The following is a 19,515-nucleotide window of genomic DNA, read 5'->3' on the forward strand; positions in this document are numbered from 1 at the left end:
TGTAATCGACGTATGTCATAGGCCATGGAAAGGCCATCTAATCTCGAAATAAAGTCGTTGATTTCAGGAGCGATCACGGCATCGCTTTTTGGACTTTGGCCGCAATGGGCAACGGCGCAATCGGCCGGGCAGGTGGACCGCGAAGCGCAGCGAATACTCGAGCAACAACAACAACAGGTGCGCGACCGGGCAGAACAGTTCGACCGGTCGCGCATGCGCCCGCCTAGCGGGGAAGAGGCCCAGGCTCCGGACGCAACTGGGCTGCGCGGCAACGGCTGCGTGGCGGTTCGCGAGGTGCGGCTGACCGGTGCGGATCGCTATCCCGCGGGTAGCTTCGCCGACGTCGTTGCGCCGCTGCGGGGCGATTGCGTCGGCACCGACGCGATCGACGCCGCCTTGCGGGCGATCACCGACCGCTATGTTCGCGATGGTTTCGTCACAACGCGCGCCGTGGTGGGGCCGCAGGACCTGAAACCCGGCGTGCTGACGATCACCGTGATCGAGGGACGGATCGGCGGCATCGAGGGGGCAGGTAGCAGCAAACATTACGGGGCCGGCGAAATCGGGGCGGCTTTCCCGACCCGCGCCGGCGATCGGCTGAACCTGCGCGCGCTGGAACAGGGCGTCGACCAGCTGGCCCGCATGGCCAAGGGCGATCCGAAGATCGACATCGTACCGGGGGCTGCGCCTGGCACCAGCACGGTGCTGATCGCCCGCCAGCCGCTGTCGCGCTGGCTCCGCCCTGCAGTCCTCATCAACAACGAGGGCGCGGCGAGTACCGGACGCTGGCAGGCGAGCGCCAGCGTGGATGCGGATTCGCTGCTCGGCATCGCCGACAGCTGGTCCTTCTATTACCAGGGCATTGCCAGCAAGGACCGCGAGCGGCGCAATACCGCTTATGGCGGGTTCGCATCGTTGCCGCGCGGTTGGTGGACGCTGTCGCTGGCGGCGGGCTATTCCGCCTATCATTCGATATTGGCGGGCCACGGACTGCGCTTCGCGACGCGTGGCTGCACCGTCACGGGATCGGCGACGCTCGATCGCATGATGTTCCGCGACGCGCGGAACAAGCTCGCGCTCTCCGCGGGCCTGTCGCTGCTCGACACGCGCAATTTGATCCAGGGGATTGCGCTGCGGACGAGCAGCTATCGGATCGTTTCCGGTTCGGTCGGCGTGCGTTGGCAACGCCGGCTCGGCGAAACCCAGTTGAGCCTGTCGGGCGGCTATGACCAGGGGCTGGGGCTGCTCGGCGCGCACACCGTCGATACCGGCCCGGGCGGCGCCACGGGCCGGTATCACCGCGTGACCTTCGATGTCGGGGCGCAGACTCCTTTCACGATCGGTCGGTCGCGGTTGATCAACGCGCTCGTGCTGCGCGGGCAGGCGGCCTTCGACAACGTGTTTCCGGCCGATCGCCTGAGCCTGGGCGGAAGCTCGACCGTGCGGGGCTTTCGCGATGACGGCATCTCCGGGCGGACCGGGGTGGCGCTGCGCGAGCAACTGGGGTTCGGGATCGTCGATCTGGCCCGGGCGCAGCCCGAACTCGCCACCAGCCTCTCCGGCTATCTGGCCTATGACGCCGGTGCGATTCGCCCCGTGCGGGACGATCATTTCGAGCGCGGCCTGCTCCAGTCCGGGAGCGCGGGCCTGATGATGCGCAGCCGGCACGTCCAAGCCGAAGTTGCCGCAGCGATACCGGTCACCGCGCCTGCCTGGGTGCGTCACCCCAAGGCCTTGTTCAGCACCAGCATCAGGATCCTGCTGTGATGGCGACCGCTCTCGATTTCGCGCCGCGCAGCGCACGGCGCGGTGCGCTGCGTGCGCTCCTCCTGTCGGTGCTGGCGACTTCGGCACTGTCGCCGGCGCGGGCGCAGAATACCGTGGCCGTGGCCACGCCGCCCTTGCAGCCGGCGAACAGCCGCACGGGGCTGGACGTGACGCCGGGCGGCACGCCGATCGTCAACATCGCCACGCCCGATGCGAACGGCACCTCGTACAATCTCTTCACGCGGCTGTCGGTCGGCAAGGAAGGGCTGATCTTCGACAACAGCCCGACGACCGGAAAAAGCGCGATCGGCGGATTGCTGCTCGCCAATCCCAATCTCACCGGCGGCAAGGCGGCATCGCTGATCCTCAACGAAGTGACGGGCGGGGTGCGCACCACGCTGGCCGGGCCGGTGGAGATCTTCGGGCAGCGCGCGGCGCTGGTGATCGCCAATCCGACCGGCATCACCTGCGATGGCTGCGGCTTCGTCAACACCAGCCGGGTCAGCCTCGCGGCGGCGACCTTGCGCTTCGCGGCCGACGGCAGCTTTAGCGGCTTCCGGCTGGCCGAGGGCGGTGACGTGACGCTGGCCGGGCAGGGGCTGCTGGCCGGCAATGTCGATTATTTCGACATCATCGCAGCCGCGACCCACATTAACGCCAGCCTCTATGCCAAGGACCTGCTGGTCGCCGGCGGCAGCGGCACGGTCGACTATGCCAGCCGGACGGCGGCAGCAGAGGGCGAGACGCAGCGCAGCGGGGTGGCGATCGATTCCGCGCTGCTGGGCGGCATGTACGCCGATCGGATTCGGCTGATCGGCACCGGAGCCGGTCTGGGCATCAACCTGCAGGGAACGGTGGCGTCGCTCGACGGACCGCTGATCATCACCGGTGACGGCGCGATCGCGCTGGCGGCGACCACGTCGTCGGGCGATGCGACCGTCACGACGACGCAAGGCGCGATCACGCTGGGCGACCGCACCTATGCCGGGGGCAAGCTGCGCCTCGCCGGGCAGACGATCCGGCAGCAGGGCGGCTTTGCGGGGGCGCTGGAGGGGGTGGCGCTGGAGGCGGCGGGCGGTGTCAGCTTCGAGGGCGGCAAGGGAGTTTACGCCGGCCTCGACGGCAAAGGCGAACTGAGCGGCACGGGCGCCTTGTCGATCGACGCGGGCGGGGTGGTGGAAGCGGGCAGCGCCACGCTGGCGGCTGGCGGCGGGCTCCGCATCGACGCGCTCGCGGTTCGCCAGGCGACGGGCGGCCGGATCGGCGGCGCGGACATCACGATCCAAACGTTCGCCGAACAGACGCTGTCGGGCGCGATCAACACCGGCGGCACGGCGCGGCTGGAGGGAGACGTGCTCCGTCTGGCCGGCACGTTGGGCGCGAATGGCGGCCTCGTGCTGTCGGGTCGGCAAGTGGTCGTTGCCGGCACTGTGACCGCGCCCGGCTCCGCGACGGGCAACGCCAGCGAAGGGTTTTCGGTATTGGCGGGCGGCGTGTTGCAGAGCGGCGGCCTTGCCAGCCTGACTGCGCCGACGCTCGACCTTGCAGGCACGGTGTCGGGCGGTTCCGGCGTGTCGTTGCGCGCGACGACGCTGACCACCAGCGGGACGATCCGGGCAGGCGGCGATCTGGTGGTGAGCGCAGCCGGCGATGCAGCGCTGGGCGGCAATTGGACGGCGACCGGCGACGGCACGCTGGGGATCGCCGGCGACGCGTCGGTAGCGGGCAGCATGGCGGTGGCGAAGGCACTCGCCATCCGTGCCGGCGCGCTCAACATCGGTGGCGCGGTGCAGGCCGGCGGCGTGGCGGCGCTGGCGTCAGTGGGCGATCTGACGACGCAGGCCGGCGCGAAGCTGCTCGCCAATGGCGCTGTCGACATCAGCGCCGGTGGGTCGATCGCGCTGGGCGGACAGATCGGCGGCAACGACACCCTGAACATCCGGGCGGCGGGTGTGCTGGATGCGGGCGACGCCACGCTGGTGGCGAGCGGTGCGCTCAGCCTCACGGGCGGGGCGCTGCGGCAGGGGGCAAGTGGACAGATCGTCGGCGAGCAAGTGACGCTGGACACGAGCGGTGAGCAGATGCTGGCCGGCACCATCAACGCGCGCGGCGATGCGATGCTCAGGGGCGACATCATTAACGTGTCGGGGACGCTCGGCGCCCAGCACGACCTCACGCTATCGGGACGCCGGTTGCTGGTGTCCGGCACCGCGACGGGGCTGGCCTCGGCTGCGCTGGAGGCGGACGAGGCCTTGTCCGTCAAGGCTGGCGGCATCGTGCAGACGGGCGGGATTGCGGCGCTGAACGCGCCGGTGCTTGACCTCGCCGGCACGGTGCTCGGGCGCGCCGGAATAACGGCACTGGCCCGAACGCTTACGAGCAGTGGCACGGTGCGATCGGGTAGTGACCTGGCCGTGACCACGGATGGCGACGCAACGCTGGACGGCGGTTGGGCCGCAAGCGGTAACGCCGCCTTTGCAGTTACCGGAAAGGCGGATCTGGCTGCCACACTGCTCGCAGGGAAGGCGCTTTCCATACGCGCTGACAAACTTGTCCTGGGTGGCAGTGTTCAGGCGGGGGAGACGCTGTCGCTACAAGCGATCGGTGATCTTACCACCGCCGGCGCCACGAAAATACTGGCAGGGCGCGCAGCCGCGCTGACCGCAGGCGGCGCGGTATCCCTTAGCGGCACCATCGGCTCCAACGATACCTTGTCGATCCAGGCCAAGGGCGCGATCGATACGGGCGAGGCCGCCCTGACCGCAATAGGCGCGCTCCGCCTTGAAGGCGCGTCAACACAGCAGGGCACGCGCGGGCAAATCGCCGCCGCACACGTGACGCTCAATGCGGGCGGTGAGCAGTTGCTGGCCGGCACCATCGGCGCGCGCGGCGATGCAATGCTCAAGGGCGACGTCATTGACCTGTCGGGCACGCTCGGCGCTCAGCACGACCTCGTGCTATCGGGCCGCCGGTTGCGGGTGTCCGGCACCGCGACAGGGCTGGCCTCGGCTGCGCTGGAGGCCGACGAGGTCTTGTCCATCCAGGCCGGCGGCGCCGTGCAGACGGGCGGGGTCGCGGTGCTGGGCGCGCCGACGCTCGACCTCGCCGGTACCGTGCTCGGCCGCGCGGGGGTTACGGCGCTGGCGGCAACGCTCACCAGCAGCGGCACCGTGCGCTCGGAGGGCGATCTGAGCATCGCCGCGTCGGGAAGCGCGAATTTGAGTGGCACGCTGGCGACAGCGAAGGCGCTGACGATCCGGGCCGGCGATGTGACGGTAGGCGGTACGGTGCAGGCCGGCGACACGCTGTCCGTGACCACCGCGGGCGATCTGGCGGCGACTGGCGATGCGCGCATTTTCGCCAATGGCGCGGTCACCCTGATCGGCGGTGGCAATGTCGCGCTGGCGGGAGAAATGGGCGCGAACGACGTGCTGTCGATCCGCGCGGCGGCGCTGCTCGACACCGGAAGCGCCGCGATCGCCGCGACCGGCGCGCTTCGCCTGGAGGGTGGGGCGCTGCGGCAGGGGGAGGGCGGCGACATTGCCGGGGCCGGCGTCACGCTCACCGCGCAGGGCGGGCAGGCGCTGGCGGGCACGATCCGCTCCAGCGGTGACGTCACGCTGCGCGCCGATACGATCCGCCTGACCGGCGAGATCGGCGCGGAGGGCCAGCTTTCGCTTGCGGGCCGCCGGTTGCTCCTCGGGGGGACGGCGACCGGCCTTGCCTCGGCAACGGCGGAGGCTGGCGAGTGGCTCTCGATCGCGGCCGGGGGCGCGCTCCAGACCAACGGACGCGCGGGCATCGTCGCGCCGATGCTCGACCTTGCCGGCACGCTGCTCGGCGGCAGCGGGGTGACGGCGCGCGGAACGACCTTGACCGGAAGCGGGAGCGTCGAGTCCGGCGGCGACCTCACCGTGACGGTGGCCGGGGATGCGGCGCTCGGGGGGAGCCTGATCGCGAACGGCGCGCTGGCGCTGGTGGCGGGCGGTGACCTCACGCTGTCCGGCACCGCGCAGACCCGGGGCCGCCTGTCGCTCGGCGCCGCGACGCTGCACCTGACCGGCGAGGCGCTCACCGCCCTGGACGGCGAAGTGTCCGTGGCGCGCGCGGCCGAGATCGGCGGTATCCTGTCGGCGGCCGGCGACCTGACGCTGACCGCGCCGACCCTGTCGACCGCGCACACGGCGCAGCTGCTGGCGGGCAAGGCCTTCACCCTCGATACCCCTGGGCTGTTCGAGCATCGTGGCGTATTGAACGCCGGCGCGATCACGATCGCCGCCGACGCGCTTGCCAATAGCGGCACCATGGTCGCGGCGGGTGATCTCGGCGTGGTGGCCGGGACGCGCATCGCGCAGGACGGTGCGATGCAGGCGGGTGGCACGCTGGCGCTCGATGCGGCGCTGGTGACGCTGTCCGGCAGCACGAGCGGCGGCGTCGGGGGCGCGGCGGGGACCGGGGTGACGATCCATGCGCCGGTGCTGGCCTTCACCGCGGAGTCCGATCTCCAGTCGGGAGCTGCGCTCGAGATCGCCGGCACGGCGGATTTCGTGACGCGCGGCCGGATCGTCGCGCTCGGCGCCGCGCGCATCACCAGCGCCGGCGCGCTCACCCAGGCGGCGACCGCCAGCGGCAACGGCGCGTTCGACCTGGCGGCCGGCACCACGCTCGACCAGACCGGCGTGCTGGCGGCGCTGGGGCCGGTCAGTCTCACCGCACCGGTGCTGCGCAACAGCGGCAGCATCGGCAGCGATGCCGGTCTTACGCTCGCGGCAACCACTGCGATCCTGTCGAGCGGATCGTTGCAGACCGGCGGCGCGCTGCGCCTGAGCGCGCCGACGCTCGGACTGGCGGGGCCGACCGCCAGCAACGGTATGCTGTACCTCGCCGGTGACAGCGTCACGCTGGCCGGCACGGTCGCGGGCCTGCAGGGCATCGACGCGCGGATCGGCGAACTCACGCTCGGCAGCGGCGCGGCACTGCAGAGCGGGGCGGCGTTGCGCCTCGATCTCGCACGGCTCGACAATGCCGGGCTGATCGCGAGCGATCAGGCGCTCACGCTTGCCACGACGGTGGGGTTCGCCAGTCGCGGCCAGATCGCAGCGGGCGGTGACCTCGGGCTGACGGTTGCGGGGGACCTGTTCTCCACCGGGCTCCTGCAAGCCGCGGGCGATCTCGAGTTGCGCGCGACCGGCATCGCCAGCCTTGCCGGGGCCGTGCGCGCGGGTGGCAAGGCGCTGCTGGCGGCGGCGGGGCTGCGATCGGCAGCGGTGATCTCGGCGCAAGGTGCACTGGACGTCAGCACGCCGGGTGACGTCACGTTGACCGCCGGTTCGACCAGTTACGCAAAAGGGGCGCTGACGCTGTCGACGGCCAATCTCTCGGCGCTGGGAGGGATACGCAGCGATGCCGGCCTCACGCTGACGGCCAGCCAGGCGTTGACCCTGGCGGGCCGCATCGAAGCCCGCGACGCGACCGAGATCACGGCCGGGGCCGATGCGGTGCTCGGCGGCACGCTGGCGAGCGGCGGCGCGCTGCGGCTGACGGCTCCGACCGTTTCAATCCCGGGCCAGATCCTCGCCAATCATGCGGTGTCGATCACCGCCAATGCCGATACGCTCAGCCTGACCGGCACGATCCAAGCGACCAGCGACGTGGCGTTGCGCGCGATCACCCGGCTCCGCATCGGCGCACCGGTGTCGACAGGCTCGACCGAGGTATCAGCCGCCGGAACTCTGCCCTCCAACGGCACCGGCAAGGCCGGCGGTGACGTCCCCGCCGGTGGCGACAGTGGCGGCAGCCCTGCGAGCGGTGGCGATCACGGCGGCGCGCCCGTGCTCGCCACGCCCTCCGCCGACGCCACGCCTCCCGCGCTGCTTGCGATCAGCGTACCCGCCCTCGCCGGGGTGATGATGCCCGGCTCGCTGGCGGCCGGTGGCGCGGTCACGCTTTCCGCCGCCGAGATCGAGATCGCCGGCACCATCGCCGCCAAGGGCGACCTGACCGCATGGGCGGACCATGTGCTGACGGTGCGCGGCGGCGCCTGGAGCGATCACGCCCTGACCGTCACGAGCGACAGCGTCACAGTCGCGAGCCTCGGCAGGCTGGCGGCGGCGGGGCCGGTCGCAATCACAAGCCGGAGCGGCCTCGGCAATGCCGGCACGATCGCCTCGAACGCCGGGGCGCTTACCCTCGATGTCGGCGGCGCACTCGACCAGAGCGGGACGCTCTCGGCGGGAACCGACCTGCGCGTGCGTGCCGGGGCGGACATGGTCACCGCCGGGACGGTGTCCGCCGCCACGATCGCGATCGACGCGCGCGACCTGACGCTCGGCGGGACGATGGTCGGGGTCGACAGCCTCCGGCTCGGCGGGCGTACGCTCACCCTTGGTGAGGGCAGCGACATGCAGGGCGGCCGGGTCGACCTCGCGAGCAGCGACGCCACCACCCTTGACGGCAAGCTGCTCGCCACCGGTGGGCTGTCCGTCACGGCGGGAACGATGCTCGCGCTCGGTGCCGGCGCCGACGTCCACGCCGACGGCACAATCGGCCTTACCACCGCCGGCGACCTTGCCAGCGCTGCCGGCAGCAAGCTCGTCGCCATCGGCGCGGCGGCGCTGAAGGCGGATCGGCTTGCGCTTGCCGGCACGATCACGGGCAATGACACGCTCGACCTCACCGCAGCGCATGATCTTGCCCTGAGCGGCGCGACGATGTCGCTGGGCAATCTCAGCGTCGTGGGCGGCGCGACCAATGTGTCGGGCAGCCTTGCCACCGGAGCGCGGCTGACGGTGACCGGTGGTGCGACCACGCTCGCCGCCGCATCGACGCTGCAGGCAGGTGAGGCGCTGTCGCTGTCCGCGGCGACGCTCTCGGGCGACGGGAGGATCCAGTCCCGCGGCAATCTGACGATCGACAGCGCGGACGCCGCGCGCCTCGCCGGCACGCTGACCGCCGGGACGATCGACGGTGAGGGACATCTCCTGACGCGCGGCAATCTGGTCGTGACGTCAAAGGGCGCGCTCGAACTGGCGGCCGACGCCAGCGTCACCGGCACCGCCCGGCTTGCCGCGCAGGGGCTCACGCTCGGCGGGACGCTGGTCGGGCTGGGCGACCTGTCGCTCCACGCGGCCAGCCTCGCCACCAGCGGCACGGTGAAGGCGCAAGGCGCGATCGTTGCGACGATCGCCGGAGACGCGATGCTCGGCGGCGCGCTCACCGGGCTGGGCGGGATGGCGATCACCAGCGGCGGTGCGCTCGTGCAGAATGCCGCGCTCGCCTCCAATAGCACGCTGCGTCTGGTAGCCGGCGGCGCGCTGACCTATGGCGGCACCAGCAATGCGCTGGGCGACATGCAACTGACCGGCGCCGGCCTGTCGCTGGACGGGACGATCCGCGGCAATGGCGCGCTGTCGCTCGTCAGCACCCGCGACGACATCCTGCTCGCCCAGGGCGCGCAGGTCGCGGCGCGGTCGATCGATCTGCACGCCGCCGGCAAAGCCACGCTGGCGGGCACGCTGGTCGCCGCCTCCGCGCTCGCCGTGCGCGCCAACGCCGGGCTGACCGTGGCGGCGACCGGCGCCTTGCAGGCCGGCGTCAGCGCCACCGACGGACAGTCCGGCAGCATCGGAACGCTGACGCTCACCGCCGGTGACACCCTCGACAACGCCGGCTCGCTCGCCGCGACCGGCAGCCTCACGGCGACCGCGCAGACGCTGTCCAGCACCGGCACGCTGTTCGGGAGCGGCGTCGACCTGAGCGCCGGCAGCGCGACGATCGGCGGCAGCGTCTTCGCGCCCGGAACCGTCTCGATCCGCACGGCCTCCGGCGCGCTCGCGCTGAGCGGCATCGTGGAGGGCGGGACCATCGCCGTTTCCGCCAGGGGCGGGGACCTGGGCCTGTCGACCGACGCCCGCCTGACCGCCACCGGGACCGGCGAGGACGGGACGCTGTCGCTCACCGGCAGCGGCAACATTGAGATGCGCGGCGTGCTTGCGGCGAACAACACCGTCACGCTCGACGCCGGAGGCAGCCTCTATGTCGGCGCGGACCGCGCGGGCACAACGCCCCTGCTGGCGGTCAGCACGCTGGGCAACGCCACGCTGCGTGCCGGTGCAGGGCTGGTCAATGACGGCACGGTGGCGGGAGCGAGCCTGAGCATCACGGCCGCGCGCCTCGACAGCAACCATCTGTCGGCCACGGGCGGGATCGTCGCGGATATCGCCGGCGGAATCACGCTGCGCGGGACGACCAATGCGCGCGGCGCGGCGGGGGTGGCGCTTGCCGCGCGTGGCGGCGATCTCGCGCTGGCGGGCGGCGCGAAGGTGGAGGCGGCCGGGACCGTCGCGCTTTCCGCAACGGGCGCGCTGACCAACCAGGGCGCGATCGTCGCGGGCACGGTGGGCGACGGCGGACCGGAGGGCAGCATCACGCTGACCAGCGGCGGCGCGCTGATCTTCACCGGCGCGATCATCTCGAACAATGGGGCGGTCACGCTCGGCGGGGCCAGCCTGACGCTGGGCGGTGCGCTGGGTCAGGATGGCGGCGTCTATGCGGCGGGCACGCTGACACTGAACGCGCCCGCCGTCACCTTGCTCGCGGGCGGGCAGGCGGTGGCGAACGGCGGCCTCGCCGCGTCGGTGACCAGCCTGACGCTGGGGGCGGGCAGCCTGCTGCAATCGAACCGTGATATCGCGCTCACCCTCGGCGATGCGAACACCGCCGGCAGCTATGTCTCCGCCGGCGATCTCGTCGCGCTCGGCGACCTGTCGCTCGGCGTGAACGGCGGCGCGATCGGCAATCAGGCGGGCGGCGGCATCTTCGCCGGGGGCTCGGGCGCGGCGGCCGGCGGCGGGTCGATCACGCTGCGCGCCGATACGATCGCCAATGCCGGCGCGATCGTCGCCACCGCCGCGACGGACGGGAGCGGCGGCAAGATGTCGCTGACCGCGTCGGGCATCACCGATGCCGGGCTGCTCCATGCCGACCGGACGCTGGCGGTGACGGCGAGCAGCGTGACGATCAGCGGCGCCGCCGAAGCCGGCGACGCGATCGCCTGGTCGATCCCGACGCTCAGCGTGACGAGCGGCGGCGTGGTGAAGAGCGCGGGCGCCATCGCCCTGTCCGGCGCCAGCTTCGCCAATGGCGGTATGGTGGCAGCCGGCGGCGATCTCGCGATCACCACCAGCGGCGACCTCACCTCGAGCGGCGCGCTCACCGCACGGGGGGCGATCGCGCTGCAGAGCGGCACCGTTCTTACCCTGGCCGCCACCAGCGGGACCTGGGCGGGCGGCGTGCAGGATACGCCGGCGATCGACGGCGGCAACGTCACGCTGCGCGCGGCGAGCGCCGCGAGCCTCGGTACGCTCTCCGCGACCGGCTCGCTCGGCATCACCGCCGACGCCGCGACGATCGGCGGCGCGAGCGTCGCCAATGGCGATATCACGCTGGCCGGCTATGGCGGCGATCGGTCGGCGCTTACCGTCACCGCCGGCGGGACGCTCACCAGTTATCTCGGCGACGTGAAGCTCGGCAAGCTGTCGGGGCTGAACCTCGCCGGCGCGCTGGTCGCGACCCATGGCGGCATCGCCTTCAGCGCCGGCGGCACCAGCATCGGCGCGACCGGGCGGCTCGCCGCCGGGCAGGACGTGGCGATCACCACCACCGGCGGCGGGGCGCTGACGATCGACGGGCAGCTCGTCGCGGGCAACGACCTGTCGCTGAGCGGCGGCACGCTGGCGATCGGCGGCAGCGGGTTCGTGCAGGCGGGACGCGACCTCGCCTTCGACACCGGCGATATGGCGAACGACACCGGCACGGTGACGGTCAACGGTATTGATTATGAACGCAGCAGCCTGCCGGTCGCGGCGCGGCTGGCGGGAAAGATCAGCGCGGGGCGCGATCTGCGGCTATCCATGACCGGCGCGCTGGTCGCCGAGAGATCGGCGCAACTGATCGCCGGCAACGACATGACGCTGAGCGCGGCCCCTGCGCTGATCGACGCGCGCTATACGGTCGATAGCGCGGGCAATCCGCTGACGCTGGGCGTGATCGCCGGGCATGACCTGCGCTTCACCAGCAGCACCAACCCTGTCATCCTGCAAGGCGAGCCCGGGCTGATGCTCACCGGATCGATGCAGGCGGGCAACGACCTCAGCGTCCAGGTCAGCGGCGAGGTGAACTCGACCGCCGCGTCGCAGTTCGTGGCGGGTGTTCATCTCGCGCTTACCGGCTCGGCGCTCCGCCTTGCCGGTTTCAACTCTGGCCAGAACCAGGTATCGCTGACCGCAACCGGCGTACCGCCAACGCTGCTTGCCGCCGAAGGGGACCCTTCGGCGGTTCCGCCCGGCAGTGTTACGCTGGCCGGCGCCACCACCTCGAACGGCCGGATCAGCGTGACGGCCGCGACCGCGACGGTCACCGCCAGTGGGTCGCTCACCGCCCGGGGCGGCGCGGCCAATGCCACCGCGCTCGGCCGTGATATCGGCGCGCAGGCCAATATCGATCTGGAGACCGGCGGCGCGCTCACCAACAATGGCGCGATCTGGTCGGACGGGGTGATCTTCCTCAAGTCGTCGAGCAGTGACATCGTCAACGACGCCACTGGCACCAATGGCGGGATCACCGCCAGGACGCTGGCGATCCAGGCCGATCACGGGCAGTTTTACCAAAGTGCCGGCGCGTTCAAGGCCGACGATACCGGGCTGTTCCTCGGCGGCGACCTCGTCAACAGCGGCAGCCTCGCCCCGTCAGGCAATTTCCGGATCGAGGCGACCAATATCCGCAACTCCGGGCTGCTGGCGACCTCGGGCAACCTGACGCTGCTGGCGAGCGGCGACCTCTACAATGTCGGGACGCTCTTTGCCGGTCAGACGATGTCGCTGACCGCCGGCGGCGCGCTCACCAACGATTATGTCGGCGACGATCAGGGTAATGGCGCGCATGGCTCCATCCTCGCCCAAGGCGACATCGCCATCACCGCGCACGATGTGCTCAATCAATCTGCGACGATACAGTCGCTTGCCGCGGGCATATCAATCAATCTCTCCGGGGGCGAGCTGCTGAACTCCATAAAATATATAATGCTTAGATCCGCGAAAGCCGGAAAAGTACTGAGAGATTCAGAGCCGATCTATTGTAAGGGACTAGGCTTGCGTTCTACATGTTCACCATCCGCTGACCCAGATGAAGAGCCTCAAAAAAACGTCATTTTAGCTGAAAAAAACAGTGGGTCATCAAAGATTGTTTCAAACAATAGCATTGATATCGGAGGCGGGAATGGAAACGTGATAAACAGAAACTCATCAATCCTCGCTGGCGGAAATATTTCCATATCCTCCACCGCGAAGGTCGACAACGTTTCAGATCTGCTCGTTGAAAATTCGGGCTCTACCGCGATCAACACGATCATTCCCGGCGCCCCGACGATCATCCAGGCCGGCGGCACAGTCACGATCAACACAAAAAATTTCAACAACATTGCCAATAACCTCGTCGGCGCGGACACTTTCACCGCCAAGCAGCGGGTCGAGCATGTCGCGCCGAACGCCACGTCACAGACGACGCCGCAGACCGGCAGCACCGGTAATGGCGCTTCGGCCGTTGCCAGTATCACAAGCGCGGCGGCGACCGGTTCAGTCGCGGTCTTGGGAAGCGCCGCGGCGGGGCGGAACGACCGGGGCTGGTTTGCGCGCGAGGGACGGGGAAGCCGCACCCGCGCAGCGCTTGCGACCGACGATGTCTCCATCACCGGAACCCACGCGGCAGGGAGCGGCAGGAACCTTGCCCTCAAGACGCAGAGCGCCTCGGCGGCGGGGCCGATCGCGGCCGGGAACAGCATCGACCTCGGCGGCGTGGCCGGCGCGCAGGTGGTCGGCACGGTACGTGCGGGCTCCGATGGCGTAGCCGCGGCCGAGTTCTCCAGCACGCCGGTCAGCGGTGCCGTTCTTGCCGCGGGCGGAGCCATCGCGATCTCGACCGGGTCGGGGGCGGACCGCGTCGTGAGTGGTATGTTGTCCGCGGCGCTGGACGCGCGGTCTGCGCTCGCGGTCGATGCGGGAGGTATGCATCCTGGTGGTGCGATCCCTAGCGTCGGGCAAGGCGTCGGCCCGGTCTCTTCCGGCAAGGTCGACACTGCGACGTTCAGCACGGTGGCGCTATCTGGCGCTGCCACGGTAGCTCCAGGCCTTCTCGCCCCGGTTCCGGGGATTGACGTGTCGCTGCCTTCCGCCGCCACGATCGTGCATGGCCTCGTCTCCAGCCTCAACGACGCGGATGCACCGACACTCGCCGATCAGGGATTCGGGACGTTCCTCGGCGGCTTCCTGGCGGGCTTCAACCTTACCGGCAACACGCCATCGCTATTCACCTATAACGCCAATCCCGATTCCGCTGCGCTGTTCCACAGCGCCGCGGGGCTGTCATCGGAGGCGGATCTCTATGATTCGGCCTGGTTCTTCAAGCATTTCACGCCGGATCGGCCAACGACCTATACCCGTCTCGGCGACGGCTTCTTCGAGGCGCTGCTGGTCTCGCGCGAGGTCCAGGCGGCGACCGGCCAGGCGCAGCTGAAGCAATTCGGCTCGGTGCTCGATCAATATCAGGGACTGCTGAAGAACGCCGAGCAGGCGCGTGAAGGGCTCGGGCTGCAACTCGGCGTCGCGCTGACCCCGGCGCAGGTGGCGGCGCTCACCGAGCCACTGGTCTGGTATGTTCACAGTCAGGTCGAGGGGCGCGACGTGCTGGTGCCGGTCGTCTATCTCGCAGCGGGCGATCCAAAGGCGATCAATGGCGGCGCGCTAGTGGGGGGCAACAATGTCGCGATAACCGCCAGCGACGGGATCACTAACAGCGGAACGATCCAGGCGAAGAACATCGCCGCGCTGGCGGCGAAGGGCGGCGATCTCGTCAACGCCGGCGGCGGGACGATCAGCGGCGGCACGGTGCTCGCCAGCGCCGGGCGCGACCTGGTCAATGCCAGCGGCGCGACGATCAGGGGTGGCGAGGTGATCGCGCGGGCGGCGCGCGACGTGCGGCTCGCCGGCGGCAGCACCATCCACGCCGATGCCGGGCTCGGGCTGGACGCCGGACGCGATGTCACCACCACCACCGTCTCCACCACCAGCGCGAGCGCGACGTCGAGCTATCGCGACGGCCGCCACTGGTCGAACAGCTACAAGGTCACCGAACAGGTGACGGGCGCGTCGATCACGAGTGGCGGCGAGATGACGATCCACGCGGGCCGCAACCTCAACCTCAACGCCGCGACGCTGACTGCCGGTGGCGCGGCGCAGCTTGCCGCGGTCGGCGACGTCACGCTCGGCGGGACCAGCGCGACGACGACCACCAGCACCTCGGCGCGCACGGGCAAATATATCAACGCCACCAGCACCATGACCGAGACGCGCTTCGTCGGCACCAGCGTCACCGCCGCGGGTCCGATTACGGTCGTCGCGGGCGGAAAGCTGACGGTTACCGGCGGCACGGTGCAGACCACCGATCCGGCAGCGGGCGGCATCACTTTCTATGGCGCGCAGGGCATCTCGCTGCTGGCCGCCGAGGAACATGCGACGCTCCGCCTATCCGAGCAGACGGGCAAGAAGAGCCACAGCGACACCACCGCCAGCAGCACCACCCACCAGCTGGCGAACATCGACGCGGCCGGCGGCATCGCGCTCGTCAGCCTTGGCGCGGTGCAGGTGGCGGGCGCGAACGTGACCGGGCAGGGCAAGCTGGTGGTGGATGCCGCCAGCCTGAACGTGACCGGGGTGATCGACACGGTCGACAGCCGGGTGGACACGGTCTCGAGGCGGTCCGGATTGTTCTCCTCGACCACCCGGCGCGGCAGCACGACCAGCCATAACGAGACGGCGGTCGCCTCGACCCTGTCGGGCGACACCGGGGAGGTGACCACGACCGGCGCGGTGACGATCACCGGCGCGAATGTGGTGGGCGCGCATGGCCTGAATCTGTCGGCGGGCGGGCCGGTGACGATCGGGGCGCTGGCCACCACCAATACCGAGCAGAGAAGCTCGTCGGTGAAGAAGAGCGGCTTCTCGCTGGGCGGCGGCGGGTTGTTCCTGGGGGTCGCCAAGACCAGCACCACCGGTGGCGTGACCGATGTGACGCAGACCGGCTCGGTGGTCGGCTCGGGCTCGGGCAAGGTGACGATCCGCAGCGCGGGCGCGCTCAATATCACCGGCAGCACGGTGGCGGGCAGCGACGGCCTGCTGCTGCAGGGCAAGTCGGTCCGCATCGACGATGCGCTCGAGACGCGCGACAGCAACTCGACGACCAAAACGTCGAGCATCGGGGTGACGCTGGGTGCGCAGGGTCAGCTGGTGCAGAGCGCGACCAATCTGGTCGGGATGGTGAAACTGGCCGGTTCGACGCGCAACGAGCGGGTGGCGGCGGTGGCGGGGCTGGCCGGGGGCACGGCGGCGGTCAACACGTACAATGCGGCGGCCGATCTCGCCGATACGCTCAAGAGCGGCAAGGGCGATCTGGGCGTCGCGGTGGGGGCGAGCTTCGGCATCTCCCGATCGCGCGCGACCGATAGCGCGCATGGCGAGACGGTGGCCGGCAGCACGATCCGCGGCCATGACGTGACGATCGTCGCCGATGGTGCGGGTGCGGACGGTACGATCGAGATACGCGGCTCCAGTCTCGACGTGGGGCATGACCTCACGCTGGCGGCGAACGGCGGGATCACGCTGGCGGCGGCGACCGAGACCGACCGGCAGAGCGGTACGTCGCGGAGCAGCGGGGTGACGCTGGGCGCGACGTGGAAGCTGGGGCTGGACAAGGGCAAGCCGGGACTGGGCGGGCCGACGGTGTCGCTGGGCGTGTCGGCGTCGAACGGCAGCTACAGCGGCAGCGAGACGTACAACGCCGAGACGGTGCTGAGCGCGGGCGGCACCACGACGCTGCTGACGCCGGGGGCGCTGACGCTGGACGGCGCGGTCGTGCGCGGCGCGCGCGTGGAGAGCGACGTCGGCAGCCTGACGATCACCAGCCTGCAGGACACGAGCAGCTATCAGTCGCGCTCGACGAGCGTGTCGGCGGGGGTGAGCGTCGGGCCGGGCGGGCAGGTGTCGGTCAGCGGCAATTTGTCGAACGGGCGGCAGCAGGGCGACTTCGCCAGCGTCGCCGAACAGGCGGGGATCTTCGCCGGCGACCAGGGCTTCGGGCTGCGGGTGGCGGGCGACACGTCGCTCACCGGCGCGGTGATCGCCAGCACGGCGGACCCGTCGAAGAACAGCCTGACCACCGGCACGCTGCACGCGGTCGACCTGGAGAATCACGAAAGCTGGCGGGCGAGCCAGACGTCGCTGGGCGGCGGGCTGGGCGGACTCGGTGCTGACCGGCAGGGCCGGGCCGATCCCAATGGCGCGACCCCGCTGCCGGGGGTGCAAGTGGGCGGGCTGGGCACGCTGACGGCGACCGCGCCGCTGGCGATGGGGGCGGGCGACGGGCAAGCGGGGGTGACGCGCTCGGCGATTGCGCCGGGCGCGATCACCATCACCAGCGGCGATGCGGCGAGCCAGCGGACCGCCGATATCCTGAGCCGCGACACGCAAGGCGCGAATGCCGGCGCGCTGGTACAGCAGTTCACCGACGCCAAGCGCCAGGAGATCGCCGAGGGCTTCCAGGCCGCGCAGGTGCTGGCGGCGGAGACGAATGCGTTCCTGAGCACCCAGTCGGCGAAGGCCGACCAATGGACCAGGACGCATCCCGACGAGGACGCGAAGTCCAACCCCTATGCGCTCTGGGGCGCGGGCGGCACCGGGCGGCTCGCGTTCACCGCGATCAACGGCGCGGCGGGTTCCGATATCGGCGGCTCGCTCGGCGGCCTGGTGCGCGGCGCGATAGTCAACGTCGCGCAGCAGGAAGGCGCGCGGCTGATCGGCGAGGTTGCGCACAGGCACGATGACTTCGGTACCGCCGTCGAGGTGGCGGGCCTGCACGGACTGCTCGGTTGCGCGGGCGCGATCGCGGCCGGCGGCAATTGCAACGCGGGCGCCGCAGGCGGGGCGGGTGCGAGCCTGATCGGTGACGTGGTGACGCGTGTCGCCCCGACCGCGACCATGGCCGACAAGCAGGCTGCGGCGCGACTGATCGAGACGGTCGTTACCGGTGCCGCGAGTGCGGCGGGGCTGGACCCGGCCACGGTAGCGACGAGCGCGGCGGGCGAGGTCTATAACAACACGCTCGGGCCGCGCGGGCAGGCCTTGTACGAGAAACTGCTCGCCGGCTGCACCACCGAAAAGTGCAAACAGTCGATCGAGTCGCGGTTCCAGCGCTACAAGGATGCACCCGAGACCTACGACGATTTCCGGCTGGTGCCCGGAAGCGACCCCGCGCTCGACGGCTATGATTGCGCAAAAGGTGCGTGCCTGGAGTCAGCGGCGCCGCAAGCTGGAGCAGCGGCAAGCGCTGCCGTCTCCGGTGTCCAGGCCCAGCAGCATCACGGCATCGCCTCTGGCACGCGCGACGGCGAAACGAAGCCGGCATTAGCGGAAGGAGCGCAACCCGCCGCATCGCTGCCCGACGCCAGCGCGACCGGGCTGCTCGAAGGATTGGTGGGCAGCGAGTCGCCCGATCAGGTGGCCGCGCTCGCCCGCCTGCCGGGCGGGCAGCTCTTTGCGCCGTACGTGGAGCCGATCCGCCGCGCCACCGAGGTCACCACATCGGCACCGGAGGGCTTTGGCACCGTCGCCGGGGCCGGGTTGCTCGCGGGCGGTATCGTCGCGAACGCCGTGGCGCCGCTTGTGACGACGGCGCCCGACAGCGATGGCGCCGCCAATGCGGCCACACCGCCGCTGAACACGGTGGAGGTCACGTCGGGCGGCAAGGGAGGCTGGAGCAAGGAGCTCAACAATCCGGCACCCAACACGATCTACAAGGTGGATGGCGCCTTCACCTATACGACGGACGAGCTGGGCCGCGTCAGACAGGTCGAGGCGACGCTCAGTCGTGAGACGTCCGAAGGCGATCGCAATAACCATCAGCAATGCAAGGCGGGCAAATGCGGGCTGGACAAGGACGAAGGAGGTCATCTGATCGCCACGGTGCTGGGCGGCCCCGGAGAAGCGATCAATCTCGTGCCCATGGATGCCAACCTCAATCGCCGGGCATAGCGGACAATGGAAATGCTCTGGCAGGATACCGTCAAGAATGACAAGAAAGTTGAGGTTTCGATCGAACCGGTTTACACGGATAATACTAAACGCCCCTCCTCTTTTAAGGTAAATTACCGAATAGATGGAGGTGAATATGTTGGAAGAAACTTCTCTAATAATTCAGGTGGATAATGAAAAGCACTACTGATATTGAGGCAATGCAAAATATTGCTAGACTTGTACTTCGAAGCTCACCAGATGATGCCAAAGAGGTCTACCTTGAAGCAAACTTCCTAATTTCAGACGAAGGGGATGTTGCAACAACAAGGTGCAAATATCTAAATGAAGATGGAGGCATAATCAGTTTTCCACTGACAAGCGGAATTGACAGTCATTACATTTCCTTGTCACTAAAGGAGCATAAGGAGTTCTTCATTGAAAACGGCATGGGTGAGTGGGAAACTTTTTACCTGACGATAAATCCCGAGACGGGGAAAATTGTTCTCAATCTTAAATATGAAGAATGATCTGATATAGGAAAGTCAGCAAGCCGCCGCGGGCGATGCGGGGAGCGCCGAGCGGCTCAAGGGCGAAGCGGACGGGCTGCGCAAGGATTACGGCGCGGGGAGCC

The 19,515-nt window shown here is 69.6% G+C and carries 2 protein-coding genes and 1 pseudogene; all 3 read left to right on the forward strand.

Annotated features, from left to right (window positions below):
• Positions 1-24: 24 nt before the first annotated feature.
• Positions 25-1,767 carry a ShlB/FhaC/HecB family hemolysin secretion/activation protein gene (locus FHS97_RS12695; RefSeq protein WP_184038316.1) on the forward strand — a complete coding sequence of 581 codons (1,743 nt, stop codon included), beginning with the start codon at positions 25-27 and terminating at the stop codon, positions 1,765-1,767.
• A pseudogene (locus tag FHS97_RS12700) lies at positions 1,767-19,076 on the forward strand (two-partner secretion domain-containing protein). The gene FHS97_RS12695 and the pseudogene FHS97_RS12700 overlap by 1 nt, the downstream one beginning before the upstream one ends.
• Positions 19,076-19,411, forward strand: coding sequence for a hypothetical protein (locus tag FHS97_RS12710; protein WP_184038325.1), 336 nt, complete (start codon positions 19,076-19,078; stop codon positions 19,409-19,411). The pseudogene FHS97_RS12700 and the gene FHS97_RS12710 overlap by 1 nt, the downstream one beginning before the upstream one ends.
• Positions 19,412-19,515: the final 104 nt, after the last annotated feature.

Origin of the sequence: Sphingomonas endophytica (assembly GCF_014199415.1) — a bacterium.
In the GTDB taxonomy this organism is placed as follows: Bacteria; Pseudomonadota; Alphaproteobacteria; order Sphingomonadales; family Sphingomonadaceae; genus Sphingomonas; species Sphingomonas endophytica.

Bases quoted from the DNA above. Each gene is read 5' to 3' on its own strand.
- FHS97_RS12695 (WP_184038316.1), top strand. From the start codon at position 25: ATGGAAAGGCCATCTAATCTCGAAATAAAGTCGTTGATTTCAGGAGCG.
- FHS97_RS12710 (WP_184038325.1), top strand. From the start codon at position 19,076: ATGAAAAGCACTACTGATATTGAGGCAATGCAAAATATTGCTAGACTT.